Here is an 18,436-nt window from a genome sequence, read left to right as displayed (position 1 = left end):
ACATTTTGATTATTAAGGTATGGCTGATGAATAAATCGGTCAAACTTCATTTTTCAACCGACGTACAGAGCATGCAACTGCTCAACACAAACGAAACTGAGCTAATCGATTTGCATGTTGAGTTATTAACATGCAAAAATCACGAGTTAACGCTCTCAGATTGTTGTAATTATGCTCATTTTCCTTTAGTTTTGGGCTGATTCTACTTGCTTATTTGCTCCTTCTAGCACCAATTATGTGACATGCGGCTAACTCTTCTAAAGTAACATTTACTAAAAATTTAGAAAGGCTGCATATTGGTCTTAGTATTATTTTTGATTAATGTTATTTAAATTTCAAGGATTAGAAAAGATGACTAAATATTATGTTGTCGCATTATTAATTTTATTCGCTGGAAATGCTTATGCAGACAAAGTTCTTCAAAATGGTGTGATTAAGGATATGACTTGTGCGGCTATTGAGTATGGCGAGCAAGGAGTGGTAGAACATAATTTTGATAAGGAATATTTTGGAAGAGATTTTCATTTTTCAATTTTTGTCGACAATAACAAATTACTTAAAATGACTACTGGGTTATACTCGGGGGTGTTTTCGTTAGCTAATCCGTCTAGATTTAAAGATAATGGACGAGCTATATTTTCTCAAAACTATAATGATGGAGCTGAAGTCGTGACGATTGTTTTTGACTTCAACTCAAGTGTTGTGACATATACAAATACCAATGGAAACTTTTATAATAGATTGTGTACCAGTACATTTTTGCCAGAAACCTGATGAAAAATATAAAAAATTACACTAACTCATCATCAAATATAATGTAGAAATATGTCAGTGATAATTCTTGATGTTCTAATATGTTATCTTTCATGGCGAGTTAGTGAGTTTATTAATACTTAATACTAATCAATAGTATCAAGTTAGTGAATCGCCAGTTACGCCTTTTTATTGAAGCGCCATTACTTCGCTAAATCACTTTTAGGCTCATAACCAAGCAGATGATAAGCGAAAGCGCAATGTAGCTATCGAATGTTGAGACAAGCAACAGCATTTTCACTTTAATATGTATTAACTGTCAAAAATTAGGCCACTACGCTGACTTACCCGCAAATGAAGATGAACCATAACCTCGCTTAAGCTATTGCTTTGAATGTTCAATATAACTCATCTGGAAACTTGCTATCTTGCAACAGATTGAACACTTCAGGGGAAATGATTTCGGTGAGGCTAGCCTGAATCCCATCACTCAAAAAATCCGTGGTACACCCGGCTGACGATCGCTGGCGGCTTCGTTCTTGGCGATAAGTTCTAGCAGGCGTTTAAACTTGTCGGCGCGTGGGTCTTGCACAGCTTCTAGTACGGTAATTGCTTGAATAAAGCTGAGCAGGATTTGTTTGGAGACCGTCGACGCAGTTGTTAACTGCTCAGACTTTTCTGCTAAGGCGGTATACAGCGCATCAAATGCGTCACTAACAAACATTTGCCGCGCCAGCCACGGGCCAATGGCGGCATCAAGATGCGCTTTTAGCGCTAAATCAAAATGGTTCGGCTGTGATGGCGGGGCAAAGTCTGTCATGGGGATTCCTTAATTACTGCTGAGGCCAGCGAGTACGGCGGCGTTGGGGATATTCTGCCAATTCATAAGCTCTTGCTCCAATGCTGGGCCATGTTGTTGCAACCAAGCACTCATATCATCCCCGACATTTTCACCGTAAACGCGATGTGAAACCACAATTGCGGTGCCGATGTCGCCATCAAGACGAATACGTGCCATCGCCATTTCTAAAAACGCTTCGGTACCCAATACCGCCACAACGAGGTGCTCTGCGGGGCTGGTGTCTGTGCGTGGTACCGAGGCGGTGTTAATGATCATACCGTGCTCTTGGTAATGCTCGAGAATATTGTTGGCAACCGCTGCCAAGGTGTCACCGTCGGTGACTTGCGGCAATACATTGATGGTGATCATGTCTTGCCATTGTTCTAAATCGGGCTGGTCAGCAGGGGTGAACTCATGTTGGCCATTTTCGCCCCAACGATATTGATAATCGGTGTTGTTGAATTGAAAGTCGGTAGATGTCGTCTGCGTATTGTCTTGAATAGACATAATCTTCCTTTTTAGTTGCTGTGCTGTGCTGCGCTTGGCCTGAATGGATCAAACGCATCGTGGTTAATCAATGTTGGAGCATCGTTTAAAGCTCCATTGATGCTTAGACTCGTTATCGGAGTTTGCTAGAGAAGGTGCGAATAAGTCGCGTGCGTGCTCTGCCTACCGCAAAAATGACCCGCAACAGTCAGCACCTAGTTATTGATCTTACAGCCTATTTGGTACTTTTAGCTGGCAATAAGTTCAATGTTTGCCATTGGTTATCACCAAACTGCGACCGTGGTGACAATCGCGTGCCTTCACTGCGCGCGGTCAATGGTAGGGAGATAACGTTACCGCGCTGGTACGGTTTATTTGTCCCACGCCTTAAAAATGGCTTTGTTATAAGATTTTCTCACCTTGGTAATCATGTCGGCCAAGGTCTGCCCTTGATAGTTTTTAATGCTCATGTCCATCGCCTGCTGATGTTGCTGCAGCAGGGCCATCATCTCGGCGAAGTTATCGCTCGACCACTGATAACTGATGTAGCTCATTATCGGCGTATTGCCTTGGTTGTCTTGCGTATTGAACTCCAGCGTTGGGCTCGCTAATAGCACTTTTACTAACGGCAGATTCTTGCTTTGCAGCGCGATTGCGAAGACGGATTCGCCGCGGTCGTTGATATCATTGATATCGGCGCCATGTTGCAACAACAGTGCGCTCAGTTTGGCGCGCAGTTGGTTATTGACGGCAACATTGGTACCGTAGGGGCGGTTACGTGCATCTGCCACTAAGGCGAGTGCGGGATAACGGTCTTTGGCATAGCTGGGATCGGCGTTCTTGGCGAGGTAGCTAACAACCGCTTTTTCATAAAAATCATAATCATCCAACGTCGTGCGCCCATCATTTACGGCATTGTTGAGCGTGTTCCACATGCCGCGACTTTGCGGTAAGTCATAGTGTTCTGCTACGTCTATCTGGTGTTCTGCCAATAGTTGCTTGAAGTGATCTTGAAAGCGTTGTTCGTGAGCCCAATCGTCAAGCAGGGTCGCCAAGGTGTGGTCAACGTTGTTGCGGTAATTAAGGCGTAAATCTTGGTGGGTCAGTAAGGCGTTGGTGGCTGCGGCGACCCGTTGATAGCAGCCATCACGAAAGATTTCTTCAATGGAAACCAACAGCAGCATCAGCGGTGTCGAGCGATAGTAGTTGTCGCGAATATTTGGGTCGAGCTGGGGTTGTTTCAGTAGCAAAGTGACCAACGATAGATCGGTGGCAAATGTGGGCTTTTGCGTTTGTCGGTCATAACCTTGGCGAACACACAGGTGTTTAATCGCGTAATGTGCCGCAGTGTAGCCGTACTTATCGCGAAGATTGGGGTCAATTTCGCCTTTGTTAAAGGCGAGCGTTAACGCGACTTGCTGATCAATATCGCGTTTGTCTCGCCAAGCGCTACCGTCAAAGATGCGGTGTAGTAACGTTTGGCCGTTTTCATCTTGAGTGAGCCAATCTTCTGCGGCGCTGCTGGGCAGAGCCACCAGTGACATTAGCGCCAACAGCAGGGAAAATATGCGCTTGGGAGTGGCTAATAATGGCATTGAATCAGTCCTTTATATTGCATGTTGCTATCCGTGTTCTCTGTTTCAACGGCACTATTTAGGCGCTGGCGAGGCGATAAACGAGATAATCTTGCCTTGGAAGTGATAGATCTTTGGAAAATCGACCATAGATCGGGGTAATTCACTCACTTGAGTTTTGCTGGCATCCACGCCTTCGAGGTTGATAAAGGTGCTGATGCCGTTGACGGTAACTCGCTCACCATTGGATAACAGTAGCAGTGTCGGGGCAAAGCCCATGCGGATTTCTTGTGCCCAACCGCATTCGTGACGTACCGCTTTGGGCAGCGCATATGGGCTGGCGCTGATGGCGGCAATCTCTGACGCTAGCTGGTAATCACGGTAGTCTTCCACCGGTGCATCGCGTTGAATGACCACTTCGGCAAACGGATATACCGTGCCATCTTTGGTGGTGACTTGGCAGGGGATCGCGTGTGCTTGGCGCCGATCTAACGTATTGCAGTTTTCTATTGCGGCCAGCAGTTGGTATTGCTCAGCGCTGAGGGTTAATGCTTGGTCGTGCCAAGCGCTCACTAACGGCAGTTTGTCGGCCGAGATATGGGCTAACATGCGTTGTTTGCTGTCGAGATACCAGCGCTCATTACAGTGTTGGCAGCAATAGATATCGCCCGCTTTTAATGCCCGTTCGTGGTGTAAATTTGCCAGCATGATGCCGTATTCACTGTCTTTGGCTTGCTCGTGCATGATCCGCCAGTTAACGGTGAGCAGTTTGCCTGCATGGCAAACCGGGCAGGGGGAATCAATTGATAATGTCTTCATAAAAATCTACAACTTCCTTGTAAACAGTCCCTAGCCTAATTAGCGTGACTTAACACAAGCTTATTATGGCTGCGAGTGCCGTAAAATCGGTTTTATCGCGCTTAATTGCAACAATTGTTCGGCACAATAACTGGCTTGTAAGCGATGTTCAACCTGTGTGCCGTTGAGTTGTTTGGCTAAGGTGAGCAGGCCTAACTCATGCGCCAGCTTCGCCAGCTCGGGGTGTGGCATCTGCGGTGTTTGTGCCAACTCATCCACCGTCTTCAGCAACAGTTGCTGTACTTGGCTGCGTTGCGGCGCGGCGAGTAGTGGCGGCTTCTTGGCATATTTGCTAAACCAGCGCGAGACAAAGTGGCTGGTTTTCGCGGGAAGCGAATCAAAGTACAAGTTAAACCAATCACCGAGTTTTACCGCGATAGGGCGCAGATGCCAATGCATACTGTCTCGCTCAATTTTGGCGATAATCAGTTGTGGCAATTGCTGTTCTAACAGCGCCATATTGGCGATCGCTTTTTCATTGAGTGGCGACCACGGCAGGCTAAAACACAGCGCATTGTCGTGCACGTCGCGATAACTCAAGCGCATCACTTGCGCCGCTTCATCAAACTGCTGCTGGTGGAATTTACGCGGGGCAAAGCACAGGTAATCCGCCTGCCAATCAATGACATCAATATCGCTAATGGCTAACGGTGTGAGTGGTCGCTTACTTGGGCTGAGGTGGGTGTCTTGTAGCTGGCGTAACCGATTCCAACCATTGAGTTCCGCCGCGAAAATATCATAGCTGTGCCCGAGCCAAGCACTGCCAGCAGGCGCACCGTCTAACAGTTGGCTGCTGTGCCAGACACCGCGATAGTTCAGCCGCTGCTTGGCGCTGGCGCGGCTTTCGGCCAAGGTGACAAAGCGGCCCTGTTCATCCTGCAATACCAAGGTTAAACCGTGCGCGCCGCCGGTCTGCTGCCACGGATAACCGCCAAGGCACAGCAGTTGTTGCGGCGGTGCTTCTGGTGGCTCATCGCGGCTAAGCTGCTCATCGCGCTGCAACATGGCTAACAGCTGTGCCATGTGACTTAGCACTTGGCGGTTGTCACGAATATGCTCGCCGCTGATGTAATGCGCCAAACTGCCGCATAAACGTTTTAAGGCACCAACGGCAAAGCCTGCTTTTTCCATCGGAATTTGCAGCAGCTCGATCTCTAATAACGATTCCTGCCGCAGTTGTGCCAACGGCACTTGCGCCAAACTGAGCAGTTGGCTGAGACATTGTTGCTGGAGTTGCTGGCGTGACTGCTGCAACAGATCTTGCTGGCGCTGCTGCTCTTGCAGTAACCATTGCGGCCATGCAACGCTTTGCGCTTGTTGTTGCAGCCACAAGTAGACCGCCAACAGGGCGTACTTTTGGCTGGCGCTGCTAAATACGATATCGCTAAGCTGGCTGACTTGACCAAAGTGGATGTTGTGGCCGTCGACGTTAACCTGAACTTGGCGGCCATCACTGCTGATTTCTGCCTGCCAACGCAACTGACTTTGCCGATACAGCTGGCGCACTTTGACTTTGCCGGCGCTGGCGAGCAGCGATTCCATATCGACGCTGATGCCCGCTTCGCTGTCGGCGTCATCTTTGGTGCTGGTTTGCTGCCAAGCGTAAAGCGTGGCGGCAATAATGTGTTTACACACACCGCTGGCGGCACAGTCGCAACGGCTGTGGCTAGGATTGACCAGATCGAGCGTGCCGCATTGTCCTTCAAACTGAAACGCTACCGGCGCACTGCCGCTTAGCTCGGGCGTTGATTTTTGTAACGCCTTTTCGGCGCGGCGCACTAAGCCATCACTGGCGAGGGTGGCAAAAATACTGCTATCCATGAAACATTATCCTGCTGCGATTCACTGCTGAAAACCCATGGTTTTTGCTAACCAGTTGGCAAAATGATCGGGCGTGAGCGAAGCGATCTGCATGTTTAATCTGCTGAGTTGCGCGGTGGCATTGCTGTCGTAAAACGGCACTGATTCGGGGCTCAAGGCGGTCATCCCCAGCATTTTTACGCCGCTATCAATCAACTGCTGTGCTTGTTGGTACATGGCACGCTCTGGCCCGCCTTCGCAAAAGTCCGATACAGTGGCAATCACCGTGCGCGCTGGGGTTTCAACTAACTGCTGGCAATATTGCCACGCCTTGGCAATCAAGGTGCCGCCGCCCAATTGTGTCGCCAATAGCACCTTGACCGGATCGTCCGCTTGCACCGACAGATCAACCACTTGGGTATCAAACACCACCAGCGACAGCTTGACCGTCGGCAGGCGGGTGAGAATACCGGCGATCACCGCCGAGTAGATCATCGATGCCGACATGGAGCCTGATTGGTCGATACATAAAATCACATGCCAAGGCAGTTGCGGCTGTTGCCGTGAGTGAAAATAGATGCGCTCAAACCGCACCCGTTCGCCATCGAAATGTTTGAGGTTTTTACGAATGCTGGTGTGCCAGTCTAAGTTGGCGAGCCGTTTTTGCGGACTGTGCGCTTGGCGATTCAAGCGTCCGCTAAGTTTGTTGTTAAACCGGGGCTGCAGTTGCTTAAACAGCTCATCTACCACGCTGCGGATAATCTGCTGTACTTGCTGCGCTAGCTTAGGATTGGTGTGCGCATTGATGCTCATTAACTGCTTCAGCAGCCCCATCGACGGCGAGATGTTGTCTAACACTTTAGGTTGTTGCAGTAACTCGGTGACGTTGAACTGTTCCAACGCTTGATGCTGTAGCGTGTCGTTAACACTTTTGGGAAACAGCCGCTCGGCACTGTCGAGCCACTCAATAATCGGCAACTCGCTGGCACCTAAACCGCCCGAGAGATGAAAGCCGCGCTGCTCCAATCCCAGTTGGAACAGGCCATCGAGCACTTTATCTTGCTGTTGCTGCTGCGGTGTGAGTTGGTTATCTAGCGACTCGGCGTAGCGGCCGAGCACCAAGCGCCAACGCTGTTTTAGTGAGTAATCCATGCGCGCAATCCTTGTTGTGTCAGCGTTTGTTGCAGTTGCTGCTCTAGCGCCATGCCTTGCTGTACCGCCTGCTCGCTAATGCCATCGTTGAGCCAATTGAGCGCCTGTTGCCATTGATTTAACTCGCCCAGCGTGTGGCTGATGCCATCAATCTGCCGCGCATCCATGGCACAAAATAGCTGGCGCAGCTTGGGCAGTTGCTCGACAAAGTCACGGTCGTCCAAAGCCTCAAGGCTATGATTGAGCACCGGCAACAAGCCATCGGCGCGGTTGAGCCAGTGCGGCACCACGGTGATTAACGCGTGCAGAACGGCAAAATGATCGCCGCTGTATTGCTGTAACTCCGCTAACAGTGGTGCCGGGCTGGCGTTGTCCAGATCGAGCGCTAACGCCTTGAGCGCAAACCATAATGTGGGTTTGTGTGGATTGTGGCCGATAAGCCACTGCAAGCGTTCACGCCATGGCTGTTGCAATGTTTGCTGTTGCTGGCGGGCAATGGCCTGCAGCGATAACAGCAGTTGCAGCGCCTCGGCATCTTCTAGCTGGTTTAAGGCGGGCAGATGAAAACTCAGTTGGCGCCACAGCGGCGCTAACAAGTCACTCAAGGTTGCGCCGGTAAACAGCGGATGTTTGCTCAAGCTAAACAGCTTGATAAAACAATCGGTCAGCGCCTGAATGCTGCTGCAATCATCAATGTATTGCTGTAGCAACTGACTATCGACTGCGTCAGCAATGCCAAGCTGCAGTGACAACACCAGTTTATCGAACAGTTGTGGCAGCGTGTCGGTGGGCAGAGCTGTTAAGTGCTGCCGCACAATGTCATCCAAGGTCGCGCCTTGGCGGCTAAGGCCAATCAGCGCCACTTCCACCGCTGGCGTCCATTGATACTGCCAGCTCTCGTGTTTTCCGGCGGTGTGGATGTTATAAAACGCGCCGAGGCCGTGCTCATAACTGGCAAAGCCGAGATTGAGCACCAACAGCTGGCTCAGTAACTGACGCCGTTGCCGTTGCGGGTCGGTCATTTCATACAGCGCAAAGTGGCTGCGGCTAGTGCCACCAATGGTTAATTTGGCTTGTTTGCAGCGCTGCATTACCTCTTCCACCAGCGGCAGTTGGCGGCTATCACTGGGCAGTTCGCCAAGGTTATTGCCACGCAGTTGCTGTTGCCACGGTTGGTAATCGCGGGCGCTGCTTTGCTGTTTCAGCAGACAACTGCCCAACGAATCAAACAGGTCGAAACAACTGGCGCGCTGCACGCCGCGCAGTTGGCACAGTTGGCGCAGGTGCTCAAAGGTATTTTGCTTGTCGATATAACTCAGCTTGGGCATTTGATTGAGCAGAAACAGCGTCCAATCTGCGGCGTTGCTGTGTCGCTGCTCAAACAGCCAACGGCAGAAAGCGGGATAGGGCATGCCTGCATCATAGCCGCGGTGAGCGTCCAGCAGTTCATCGGTGTAGCGGATCAAATAGCTGTCGTCGGCGTTGTCGCTGATCGCCGCAGTTTCGTCGGCATAATCAAACAAGGCGCTGGTATGAAAACCACCAGTGAGCACCGCAACCCGTTGATATTGTTGCTTGGCGGCTTTGATGCTGGCGCGCATCTGCTGCTCACGCGCGACATCGCCGAGTTGCGCGAGCGTGTCATCGTCGTAATACAAGCGACTGGCGGCGCAAAACAGTAGCACCTGCCGAAAGAAGTCTGTGGCGCTGGCAAAGGTTTGCTGTTCAAACAGCCGTAACCATAATTCATCGCGATCACGACAACCTAAGCTTTGCTGCAATTGACGGCTGTACTCGGAGCTTAAAATGCGCGCATCGCTCCAGCGGCTTTGTGGCTGTTCATCATCTTGGTCGCTACTGTCGAGGTCGATAAACTGCACCGGCAGTTGTTGCTCGCCCGCCCAGCGTAGTGTTTGCCATTCTGGGCTATTGAGCGCCAACGGAAAGTAGCTGTGCGCTTGATAAATCGCGATCGGCGGTACCACTTCTGGCCGCTGTAATTGCGGCAGATGTTGGCTAAAACTGCGTGGCCCTTCAATCAGCACGATATCGGGTTGAAACTCGGCCAAGCGCGTTAAGGAAAACGCCGCGCAAGCCGGACTGTGGTGACGCACAGGCAACCAGCAGATATCCGAGCGATCGTACTGCTGACTAATATCGGCTAAGCGCTGCTGAAAGGCGTGACTGCTGCTGATTACTTCATCCACAACGCTTTACCCGCATTGAAAAACGCGCGCCACTCTTTGCGTTCACGCACCACGGCATCAAGGTAGTGCGCCAGCTTTTTCACATCATCGGCTTTGTCTTTGATCAGGGTGCCGTGCATCTGCTGCGCGAGCTGTTCGGCGCTCATCGGTGTTTGCCAGTAGAGGCTGTGCAGCGCGCAGGAGTGCACAATATTGACCGCTTCGGCAGTGGATAGCGTGGCATCCAGCGCTTGCGCGCCGAGGTTGTGGCGCAGATCGTGAAATACTTGCACCAGCAGTTGCACTAACTCTTCATCCAATTGCGGTTTTTCGGCGGCATCGGCGAAGCGCGCATTAACTTGGTTGAGGATCAACTCACGCTCTAGCGCGACATCGTTGAGCACTGGTACGGTTTCAAAATTAAAGCGGCGTTTGAGTGCGCTGGACATCTCGTTGACACCACGGTCGAGCAAGTTGGCGGTGGCGATGATATTAAAGCCGGGCTTGGCTTGAATGGCGATGCCAAGCTCGGGAATGGTCAGCGTTTTTTCGGACATCAGCGAGATCAATACATCTTGGATCTCTTGCGGGCAGCGGGTGATCTCTTCAATGCGCACCAGCTTGCCTTGCTCCATCGCCTGATACACCGGGCTTTTCAGCAAGGCTTCTAGGCTTGGGCCATTGGCTAGCAGCATGGCAAAGTTCCAGCTGTATTTGATCTGTTCTTCGGTGGTGCCTGCCGTGCCTTGGATCAGTAACTCGCTGGTGCCACTGATCGCGGCGGCGAGCAGCTCAGACAGCATCGATTTAGCGGTGCCCGGCTCGCCGACCATCATTAAGCCGTTGTTGCCCATAATGCTGACAATCGCGCGTTCAACCAGCGCATCGTCGCCATAGTATTTGCGTTTGATGCCCAACTTGGCATCGCCGCAGATAAAACGTTTTACCGCCGCAGCCGAAAGTTGCCAGCCCGCAGGGCGCGGGCCGCTATCCGCCTCGACCAATTGGGTTAATTCCGTTTGATACGCCTGCTCGGCGCGGGCGCGCATAATGGTGTCACTCATTAGGTACTTCCTTTGTTATCACCTAATTGGTTCACCAATGCCTAGCTTGTTGAGGCAGCAGCTACGCATTGGCCTTATCGGTTTGCGGCTACCAAGGTAGCTTGCTTTCCCACTCGGGGTCGGCGTGGCATTTTTTGGCAACGTCTTCATAATCCAGCGCAATGGCATTGAGCAGGTTGGCTGGTACTTGGTTGAGTGGCAGTGTCTGATAACGCTGCCAGCCGCGCGCGTTCGGAATAATCTTCAGCACGCTGATGTGGTAAATGGCGGCGGTGACATTCTCTTCGGGTACGCAGTTGCCGCTGAAACTAAATATCACCCGTAGCCCTAAGTTATCAAATGACTTGAGGTAATGGTCGAAGAACCCCGCATCTTCTGGCTGACCTTGTTTGTAGTCTTTTTTAGTCAGCAGCCCGCGTAGCGTATAGGCATCGGTCAGTAAACCATGGTGATGATCCAGCGTGGTCTGCTCGGGCGTTAGCGTAACGGTAACTTGCTTGAGTTGCTCAAACAGCGGTTTGATTTTGTAGTCTTTCAGGTGCGTTTGCCATGCTTTGGCGCTGGCGTTATCCAACTGATTACCGCTGACGAGGCGAATGCTGGCGGTCGCGGGCAGTTCCAGCTCTTCATCATCCAGATCGATCAATGCGCCATCTTCGGTTGGGCGGAAGCTGTGCCAGCCATCGGCCAGTTCAACTTGCCACAGGGTGCGTTGCAGCAGACGGAACATCACTGGATGCTGATGCAGATACTCTTGCCAATCACTGGCAGGCCAGTGGCGTTCGGTCGCCATGGCTTCATAGAGGCGCGCCGTTTGTTGTTCGATAATCTGTTTGAGTTCTTTTTTACAGCTGCTAAACCATTTTTTGGTTTCTTTGACGGACTCTTCATCATCGTCTTTGCGCGGCTGTGGCAAGGCTTTGAGTTCTTTGCCGTCTTCATTGAGTAGTTGGAACTTCAAATCATCGCTCAGTTGCAACGACAGTGTGCGTTTGCCGTAGCTGAACGGCGTGGGCCCTTGGGTGTGTTCAAAACCGGCAGTTTGAATGGTGCGGTCGGCTAGCTCATCGGTGGTCCAGTGATTGCGGGTGGCGATCTGCTCCACTAATTGGCGTGCTAACTCTTGTACCGATGCGGTGCGGTAGCGTCGTGCTATCGACAACACAAACTGGATCGTCACCGGATCATCAATGCTTGCCACGGCGCTAATCATCGCTTCAATTTGGGCGCGACGGACATAATGCTGCTTCATAAACGGTTGGATCAGCGCTAACAATTCGTTCGGCTTGCCGCCAGCAATCAGTGCCAGTAGACCTTTCTCTTTGATGGCGCTGCCAAACAGTTGCTTTTTACGTGTTTGAAAACAGGCGTTGTAGGCATCTTCCAAGGTACGTTTTTGGTAGTCCGTGCCCCAGTCGTACTGCGCCCAGCGTTGGTACATCGCAAACTCATTTTGCTTGTTGGCTTCCGCATATTCGTGCGCTTCTTGGTCGCTCGGGCCGCGCGTATCTTGGCTGATAAACGCCGATAACAGGAAGTGCGCCAGTTGCGCTTGGCTGGCATTGTCGAGCAATGACAGATACAACCGCAGCAGGTTGTTGCCTGCGGGTTGATTCAATTTCACCGCCAGTACACACCACCAGTAAATGGTGCTTGGGGCGGCTGGCTCGCCATCCGCAAATTGGCACGCGGGCAGGGCGCTTTGCTGCAACCACGCCATGCTTTTCGGTGGCGCTTTTTTCAGGCCTTGAGCCGCTTCGGCGGCTAACGCATCTGGTGAGGTAAATTCACTGATATCCCCACCACACAGCTGTAACGCTGCTAACAGTTGCGCGCGGGTGGCGAGGTCTTTGTCTTTTTTGATGGCTTGCTGCAATGCGGTTTGCGCGTCAGATAATTGCAGCTTAATCAACCATTGGGCGGCGATGCCTCGGGTCTCTTTGCTGCTTGATTGCAGCCCTTCGGTCACTTTATCGGTGATGATGCCGTGTTGCTCAGCGGTAAGCTGTGCTTGTTGACGCACCTGTTTGCGGCCATCAAAGGCCAATTGATACACCCGCTGCAACCAGTGTGCTGGCACTTTAGGAAAATCGGCCAACAGGAATAGCGCTTGCGCGGTGACGCTGGTTTCATCGTAGTTATTGTTGTTATTGAGGCGATCAAGGATCAACGGCGTACTTTTAGCCTGCGTTTGCGACTCGGCGGTCAACTGGCCCTCTAAGGCGTATTCCATGGTTTGTGGATATTCGGCAAACAGCGGCCACAGCGGCAATGCTTCCAGTGCCGGTGGCAAGACGCCGGTAGGGTTACCATGTAAATTGAGCAATTGATTAGTGAGTGCTGTGGCGGGGTAGCCAAACTCTTGTAACAACGGCAACAGCTGCCGCACATCGCTAATGCTGTCTTGAATGAGCTTGCTGGGGCTATCGCTATTGAGCAAGCTATACAGCCAGCGGTTTTGCTCAGGCACGAGCATGAAAAAGTGCGCTAGCTGTACATTGGGTTGCTGCAATAGCTTAGCTTGATTAATGATGGCGTAGATAATGGTGGAACTTGGCGTTTGTCCATCTGCTAGCTGTTGCAGCCATTGTGCGACTTGGCTGCGGGTAATCGTCTGGTACAGTTTTAACCTGTCTTGATACCTGTCGAGTTGTTCAGCCCAGTAACTGCCCGCTGCAGCGCGTTCAGTATTTTTGATATCGGCTTCGCTCTCGGCGATGAGCTGCTGCACCGCTTGCATACAGTCATCGAGCCAATGGGACTGAAAGGTTTTATCAAAGGTCACGGCGCTGTAGCTGGGTAACTCCCAGCTAAAATTTTCGCTTTGTTGTTTGAGCTGGCATTGCTCAATCGCTTGGGCGAGAAGCTTTTTCACCGAGGCGACTTTTTCAACGGCGAGCCAAGCTTCGAGTAACGGCAAGGCTTGTTCGCCATCAGCCGCAACGGCAACCCAATAACCGCGAGTGGCGCTGTTTGCCTCGGGGAAGTGTTCGGTGAGGTAGTTAAGCCGCGTGGTTTCATCAATTCTATTGAGGGCGCCGAGGGCGGACTTGCGTACTTTATTGGACTTATCAGCCGCGAGTTGCAGTAGCAATGGCAGTAAATCACTACTGAGCTGTGCTTGTTCGGTAAGCGCATTGCACAGGGTGTTACGTCCTTCAGCATGCAGTTGTGTCAGTTGTTGATAGTAGTCAGGCTCGGCGCAGATAGTAGGCCAATCCGCCTGTTTCAGCAGGTAGTTGGCATAGTCATCGCCGTAGCGCCAGTGAGTACGCTCAAGAATGTAGGCATCGATATACCATTCGGGCAATTCAAACTCGCGCAGTGCTGCCAGTAATTCTTGGCGGTTAGGTAGCGCGGCGATTGCAGCTTCATCGTTGACGGCTTCCACATGTTCATTAAGAAACACCAGCAGATAGGCAAACCAGCCATCAATGGTGGATTCGAGATGGCGGAAATAAACCCGTATCCCCAGCGCCTGATTGACCAGCCCCATACGATGTAAAAATGCAGGCTGGTGTGTTAGCTCGTCAGCAAAGGCCTGCTGCATCGCGGCCAAGATGTGTTTATCTGGTGAATACGCGTTGTCGGGGGCATATTGGCCGGGCATGTTACTGCCGCGCCCTGATGTGAGCTGGCCCAGTGCGTTAAGACATTCGGCACCTTCGCCGCTGCTAAGATAGTGGGCGACCTTGCTGGCTAAGCCTTTTTGGGTGGCATCGTAGCCCTTGCACGCGGTGGTGAGCAGTGTGTCGAGATCTGACGCTGTGGATTTGCCAAACAACTTGTTGGTGAACGTCTTAAGCATGAACAACTTCCTTGCATAACAACACGCTAATGCGTGTTCATTCCTGATGATACGGTAAACGCCCGTTGGACGATGAGCGGCAAACATAACCAGCTACCGTGCTGAAAACAACCCTAAATTGGTAAAGATGGCGCTTGAGCAGGCTTACAGCAACGTGGCGGGATAAAGCTGTCCCGCGCGTTGTGAATGGTTAGGTGTATTGTTAACGAGATTTGTTGCAGAGGTTACTTTTGGGTGGCGCGCCACGCACTGATTTGCGGTTGCAGCCGTTGCCAGCGCTGTAAACTGGTGTCACGCCAGACTTGCTCACGGTCGTAGTAAATCTCAAATGCTGGCACATCAGCGGGCAACTGTACCCAAGGCAATTTATCGGCAGTAAAAATATGCACATCGGGCGGCAGTTCACTAGCTTGTAACAAGGTGCCGACACGCACAAACTTGGTCAGCGGGCCGCTACCGGCATAATGGCTCCATACGGCCACATGGCATTTAGGGCAACGGGCTATTTGCTGGCCTTTACCGCTGTTAGATGGGGTGTTGATTAACACTGGTTCGCCGCTCAGCAGTTGAACTTGGTCAGCCTCAATCATGGCGTTGATGGCAAATGCCGAACCGGTTTCGCGGCGGCACCAGCTACAGTGGCAGCAGTGCACTACTAACGGCGGGCAATTGAGTTGGTACTTTATGTGGCCGCAGGTGCATTGCCCGCGCAGCGGATAGAGGCTGGTCATGTTGGTCGTTCCCTGTCACAAAACATCGATTGAGTATGCGACTGGACGGGCGAGATCGCTAGCGAGAATGATGGTGGAAGATATGCGGTCGTGATGTGTCCTAGCGTTTTAGTCGGCTAATCCCACGCTTTGTGTTGCTATTTTGCTGGCGGTGCCATAGGGTTGAGCGTTATTGCGTAAGAGGTTTAGGAAACTCAAATGTATGATAAAAAACGCCTAATGCAGGCATCCTTACTGGCAGTGTCGCTCAGTGCCACTGCGGCGAGCTTTTTCAGCTCAGCGGCATCTTTGCCTGCGGTAGAAGCGAAAAACGGCATGGTGGTGTCTTCGCAGAAGTTTGCTTCTGAAGCGGGCGTAGAGATTTTAAAAATGGGTGGTAACGCAATTGATGCGGCGGTTGCCGTGGGTTACGCCCAAGCGGTCGTGAACTCTTGTTGCGGTAACATCGGCGGTGGTGGCTTTATGACGCTGCACATGGCTGATGGCTCAGATCACTTCATCGATTTTCGTGAAATGGCTCCCGCAGCGGCTAGCGCCGATATGTACCAAGATGAGCAGGGCAATCTGATCCCTCATGCCAGCACATTAGGTTGGGGGTCTGTAGGCGTGCCCGGCACGGTGCGTGGCATGGAGTTGGCGCTGCAAAAATATGGTTCAGGCAAGCTGACCCGCGCACAGATTATGGCACCAGCCATTAAACTCGCCCGTGAAGGCTTTATTTTGACTCGTGGCGATACTGACGTTATCGACACCAGCCTTGAAAAAATGCGCGGCGACAAACAAGCCGCGAAAATCTTCCTGCGTCCTGACGGCAGCCCATTGCAACCGGGTGACCGGTTAGTGCAGAAAAATCTGGCGAAAACGCTCGATTTGATTGCAACTAAAGGCCCAGATGCGTTCTACAAAGGCGACATTCCTAAAGCGATTGAACAAGCATCAAAAGCTAATGGCGGCTACCTGACGGTCAAAGATTTTGAAAACTACGTTGCCAAAGAGCGTGAGCCAGTGCGTTGCTCCTATCGTGGTTATGACTTTATCTCAGCGCCACCGCCAAGTTCAGGCGGCACCACCATGTGCCAAATCCTCAATGTGCTTGAAGGTTATGATTTGAAATCGATGGGCTATGGCTCAGCGGATGCGATTCACTACACCGCCGAAGCGATGCGCCATGCGTTTGTGGATCGCAACAACCTGTTGGGCGATCCGGATTACGTCAACGTGCCGATGGATAAACTGCTGAGTAAAGAGTACGCCGCAGAGATCCGTGCCAAGATCGATCCGGTTAACGCCACCCCATCAAGCGAGTTGGGCGCGGGCGTGCCACCGCACGAAAAACCACAAACTACCCACTATTCGGTGCTGGATAAAGCGGGTAATGCGGTATCGACCACCTACACCATCAACGGCCGTTTTGGTGCCGGTGTGATGGCGCCGGGCTATGGTTTCTGGATGAACGACGAAATGGATGATTTCACCTCGAAAGTGGGTGAGAAAAACATGTTCGGGTTAGTACAAGGCAAAGCGAACGCGATTGCGCCGGGCAAACGTCCGCTGTCGTCGATGTCGCCCACTATTATCACTAAAGATGGTAAAACCTTTATGGTGGTAGGTTCGCCTGGTGGTTCGTTGATCATTACCATCACCTTGAACACCGTGATGAACGTGATTGACTACGGCATGACGCTGCAAGAGGCGGTTAACGCGCCACGCATTCACCAGCAATGGTTGCCAGATGTGGTGATTTACGAAACCCGCGGGATTTCACCAGACACGCTGAAAATCTTGAAAGAACGCGGATATACCATGGTCGAGAAAAAACCATGGGGCGCGGCCGAAGCAATTATGGTCGGCTTACCCAGTGTGATTAAAGAGGAACAAGCCTCCAACCTGAGTGACTCAGCGGTATCAGGCAAAGTGCGCGAAGGTTACATCTACGGCGCTAACGACGCTCGTCGCCCACAAGGGGCCGCGGTAGGTTACTAAGCGCGTTGTCTAACGAAAAGAACCCAGCCAGTGCTGGGTTCTTTTGTCTTTGAGACCATATTTGGTCAACGGTTAAGATCATTCCAATGCTTCTGTGCGTTTTTGCGTAAACAGCACGCGTGCCATGTACCACACCACCGCGATGTTCACTGCCAGTACCACGACGGTTAGCACATTGGTGCGGACAAACAGCTCATAAATTTCAAAGGGTAGATAGATAGCACCACTGGCTAAGGCGAACCATTCTGTCCAGAGGTAAGCTTTCCATAAGCCATAGGCTTCAATAAAACGGATAGTCGCATAAGCAAATGCGCCGATGGAAACCAAGCCCACATCGTGATTTGGTATGTCGCCGACAGTTTGAATAAACACGCGCGGCAGATGGCTGGCGGGGTTGAGGTGCGCATGGGTGACTAATGACTCGGCCAACTGCTGTAGGTTGCGTCCAGCCAAGACATGCAGACCGAAGCCAACCAGCAACGACAGAACCCCTTTAAACGCTTCTAACGCGGCAATCACTTTTAAGCCACTTTTGCTCGACGCCATCTTATATCCTCGAAAGCTGGGCATATATTCGCTTTGTCTATTTTATGTCGAGTTAGCCGTAAACCACCATTAACATCGCCACTAGCGATGGTTAAATCGAGTTTAATAATGCTCAAATTTAGCGCTTGTTCGCTTTGGTGACGCTGGTTTTTAGCTCATCAACAGAGTGGGGAAGCTCGAACTGTAGTTGAGTAGCTTGGCTGTTGTGGTCAGCAGTTTTATTACCTGTATGCCGTGCTGTATTAAAGCCGGTCAATTTCGCTAAATCGCTCGGCGAGTTGCTGTAGTTCGCCAGTTTCATGGCGCCAGAGGTAAACGGTATCTTGATATTGCCCATGTGCTTTGAGTAATACCATTTGATCGCCAAAGCCGTTATGGGCAATAGCGAGGGCATCAGTAGGAAAGTTGCCATACCGCTGGCAGACTGCGGTTTCATGCAGAATGTGATGACAACTGCGTGACAGGCGTTTTTTGTCCGTCGTATCTTTGATGGGATAAAGCTCCCATTCATCTTCAGCGGTTTCGGCTTCACCGCCGTTGGCTTGTTTCATCGCCTCGCGATAATCGCTAGGTAATCGGCAAGCTAATGCTTGTTCGGTCAGTTGCAACTGTGCTTCTGCTAGGTCAAATGCCACTGTTTGCTCCTTATTATGA

14 protein-coding genes are annotated in these 18,436 nt (G+C 51.3%); 2 read left to right on the top strand and 12 right to left on the bottom strand.

Annotated elements, in window-relative coordinates:
- Positions 1–351 precede the first annotated feature (351 nt).
- On the top strand, positions 352–774 hold the full coding sequence (locus L9G74_RS05405; RefSeq protein WP_238895281.1) for a hypothetical protein: 423 nt from the start codon (positions 352–354) through the stop codon (positions 772–774).
- A 469-nt stretch (positions 775–1,243) separates the two neighbouring features.
- Here L9G74_RS05405 and L9G74_RS05400 read toward each other — a convergent pair whose 3' ends face one another.
- The 10 genes from L9G74_RS05400 to L9G74_RS05355 all read right to left on the bottom strand — a co-directional run bounded on the left by L9G74_RS05400 (position 1,244) and on the right by L9G74_RS05355 (position 15,253).
- Complete coding sequence (locus L9G74_RS05400; RefSeq protein ID WP_238895280.1) at positions 1,244–1,573, bottom strand: hypothetical protein; 330 nt, start codon at positions 1,571–1,573, stop codon at positions 1,244–1,246.
- A gap of 9 nt (positions 1,574–1,582) precedes the next feature.
- The gene (locus L9G74_RS05395) at positions 1,583–2,101 is read right to left on the bottom strand and encodes a hypothetical protein (RefSeq protein ID WP_238895279.1); all 519 of its coding nucleotides are present in this window, start codon (positions 2,099–2,101) and stop codon (positions 1,583–1,585) included.
- 350 nt (positions 2,102–2,451) lie between these two features.
- Positions 2,452–3,675: an ankyrin repeat domain-containing protein gene (locus L9G74_RS05390; protein ID WP_238895278.1), complete on the bottom strand. Its 1,224-nt coding sequence runs from the start codon at positions 3,673–3,675 to the stop codon at positions 2,452–2,454.
- 54 nt (positions 3,676–3,729) lie between these two features.
- Complete coding sequence (locus tag L9G74_RS05385) at positions 3,730–4,473, bottom strand: hypothetical protein (protein ID WP_238895277.1); 744 nt, start codon at positions 4,471–4,473, stop codon at positions 3,730–3,732.
- A gap of 63 nt (positions 4,474–4,536) precedes the next feature.
- A complete protein-coding gene (locus L9G74_RS05380; protein WP_238895276.1) occupies positions 4,537–6,333 on the bottom strand; it encodes a hypothetical protein in 1,797 nt (598 codons plus the stop codon).
- 21 nt (positions 6,334–6,354) lie between these two features.
- A complete protein-coding gene (locus tag L9G74_RS05375) occupies positions 6,355–7,464 on the bottom strand; it encodes a VWA domain-containing protein (RefSeq protein WP_238895275.1) in 1,110 nt (369 codons plus the stop codon).
- The gene (locus L9G74_RS05370) at positions 7,449–9,671 is read right to left on the bottom strand and encodes a DUF5682 family protein (protein WP_238895274.1); all 2,223 of its coding nucleotides are present in this window, start codon (positions 9,669–9,671) and stop codon (positions 7,449–7,451) included. Before L9G74_RS05370 ends, L9G74_RS05375 begins: the two co-directional genes overlap by 16 nt.
- Entirely contained in the window at positions 9,659–10,714 is a 1,056-nt protein-coding gene (locus L9G74_RS05365) for an AAA family ATPase (protein WP_238895273.1), read from the bottom strand. The genes L9G74_RS05370 and L9G74_RS05365 overlap by 13 nt, the downstream gene beginning before the upstream one ends.
- Positions 10,715–10,802: 88 nt before the next feature.
- Positions 10,803–14,522: a DUF4132 domain-containing protein gene (locus tag L9G74_RS05360; RefSeq protein ID WP_238895272.1), complete on the bottom strand. Its 3,720-nt coding sequence runs from the start codon at positions 14,520–14,522 to the stop codon at positions 10,803–10,805.
- Between the two features lie 224 nt (positions 14,523–14,746).
- Positions 14,747–15,253: a GFA family protein gene (locus L9G74_RS05355; RefSeq protein WP_238895271.1), complete on the bottom strand. Its 507-nt coding sequence runs from the start codon at positions 15,251–15,253 to the stop codon at positions 14,747–14,749.
- Positions 15,254–15,451: 198 nt separating this feature from the next.
- On the opposite strand from L9G74_RS05355, the gene ggt reads away from it, so the two are divergent.
- Positions 15,452–17,236 carry a gamma-glutamyltransferase gene (ggt, locus tag L9G74_RS05350; protein ID WP_238895270.1) on the top strand — a complete coding sequence of 595 codons (1,785 nt, stop codon included), beginning with the start codon at positions 15,452–15,454 and terminating at the stop codon, positions 17,234–17,236.
- 78 nt (positions 17,237–17,314) lie between these two features.
- On the opposite strand, the gene L9G74_RS05345 is transcribed toward ggt, so the two are convergent.
- Both L9G74_RS05345 and L9G74_RS05340 read right to left on the bottom strand, forming a co-directional pair.
- Positions 17,315–17,782, bottom strand: coding sequence for a DUF2127 domain-containing protein (locus L9G74_RS05345; RefSeq protein WP_238895269.1), 468 nt, complete (start codon positions 17,780–17,782; stop codon positions 17,315–17,317).
- 242 nt (positions 17,783–18,024) lie between these two features.
- Positions 18,025–18,417, bottom strand: a complete 393-nt coding sequence (locus tag L9G74_RS05340; protein WP_238895268.1) for an SMI1/KNR4 family protein — start codon at positions 18,415–18,417, stop codon at positions 18,025–18,027.
- Between the last annotated feature and the right edge of the window lie 19 nt (positions 18,418–18,436).

It is taken from the genome of Shewanella electrica, from assembly GCF_022321485.1.
In the GTDB taxonomy this organism is placed as follows: Bacteria; Pseudomonadota; Gammaproteobacteria; order Enterobacterales; family Shewanellaceae; genus Shewanella; species Shewanella electrica.
The sequence above is the reverse complement of the archived record's forward strand: the minus strand, read 5'-3'. Positions and strand labels throughout refer to the sequence as shown.

Bases quoted from the DNA above. Each gene is read 5' to 3' on its own strand.
- L9G74_RS05365 (WP_238895273.1), bottom strand. From the start codon at position 10,714: ATGAGTGACACCATTATGCGCGCCCGCGCCGAGCAGGCGTATCAAACG.
- L9G74_RS05375 (WP_238895275.1), bottom strand. From the start codon at position 7,464: ATGGATTACTCACTAAAACAGCGTTGGCGCTTGGTGCTCGGCCGCTAC.
- L9G74_RS05400 (WP_238895280.1), bottom strand. From the start codon at position 1,573: ATGACAGACTTTGCCCCGCCATCACAGCCGAACCATTTTGATTTAGCG.
- L9G74_RS05380 (WP_238895276.1), bottom strand. From the start codon at position 6,333: ATGGATAGCAGTATTTTTGCCACCCTCGCCAGTGATGGCTTAGTGCGC.
- L9G74_RS05395 (WP_238895279.1), bottom strand. From the start codon at position 2,101: ATGTCTATTCAAGACAATACGCAGACGACATCTACCGACTTTCAATTC.
- L9G74_RS05345 (WP_238895269.1), bottom strand. From the start codon at position 17,782: ATGGCGTCGAGCAAAAGTGGCTTAAAAGTGATTGCCGCGTTAGAAGCG.
- L9G74_RS05360 (WP_238895272.1), bottom strand. From the start codon at position 14,522: ATGCTTAAGACGTTCACCAACAAGTTGTTTGGCAAATCCACAGCGTCA.
- L9G74_RS05405 (WP_238895281.1), top strand. From the start codon at position 352: ATGACTAAATATTATGTTGTCGCATTATTAATTTTATTCGCTGGAAAT.
- L9G74_RS05355 (WP_238895271.1), bottom strand. From the start codon at position 15,253: ATGACCAGCCTCTATCCGCTGCGCGGGCAATGCACCTGCGGCCACATA.
- ggt (WP_238895270.1), top strand. From the start codon at position 15,452: ATGTATGATAAAAAACGCCTAATGCAGGCATCCTTACTGGCAGTGTCG.
- L9G74_RS05390 (WP_238895278.1), bottom strand. From the start codon at position 3,675: ATGCCATTATTAGCCACTCCCAAGCGCATATTTTCCCTGCTGTTGGCG.
- L9G74_RS05385 (WP_238895277.1), bottom strand. From the start codon at position 4,473: ATGAAGACATTATCAATTGATTCCCCCTGCCCGGTTTGCCATGCAGGC.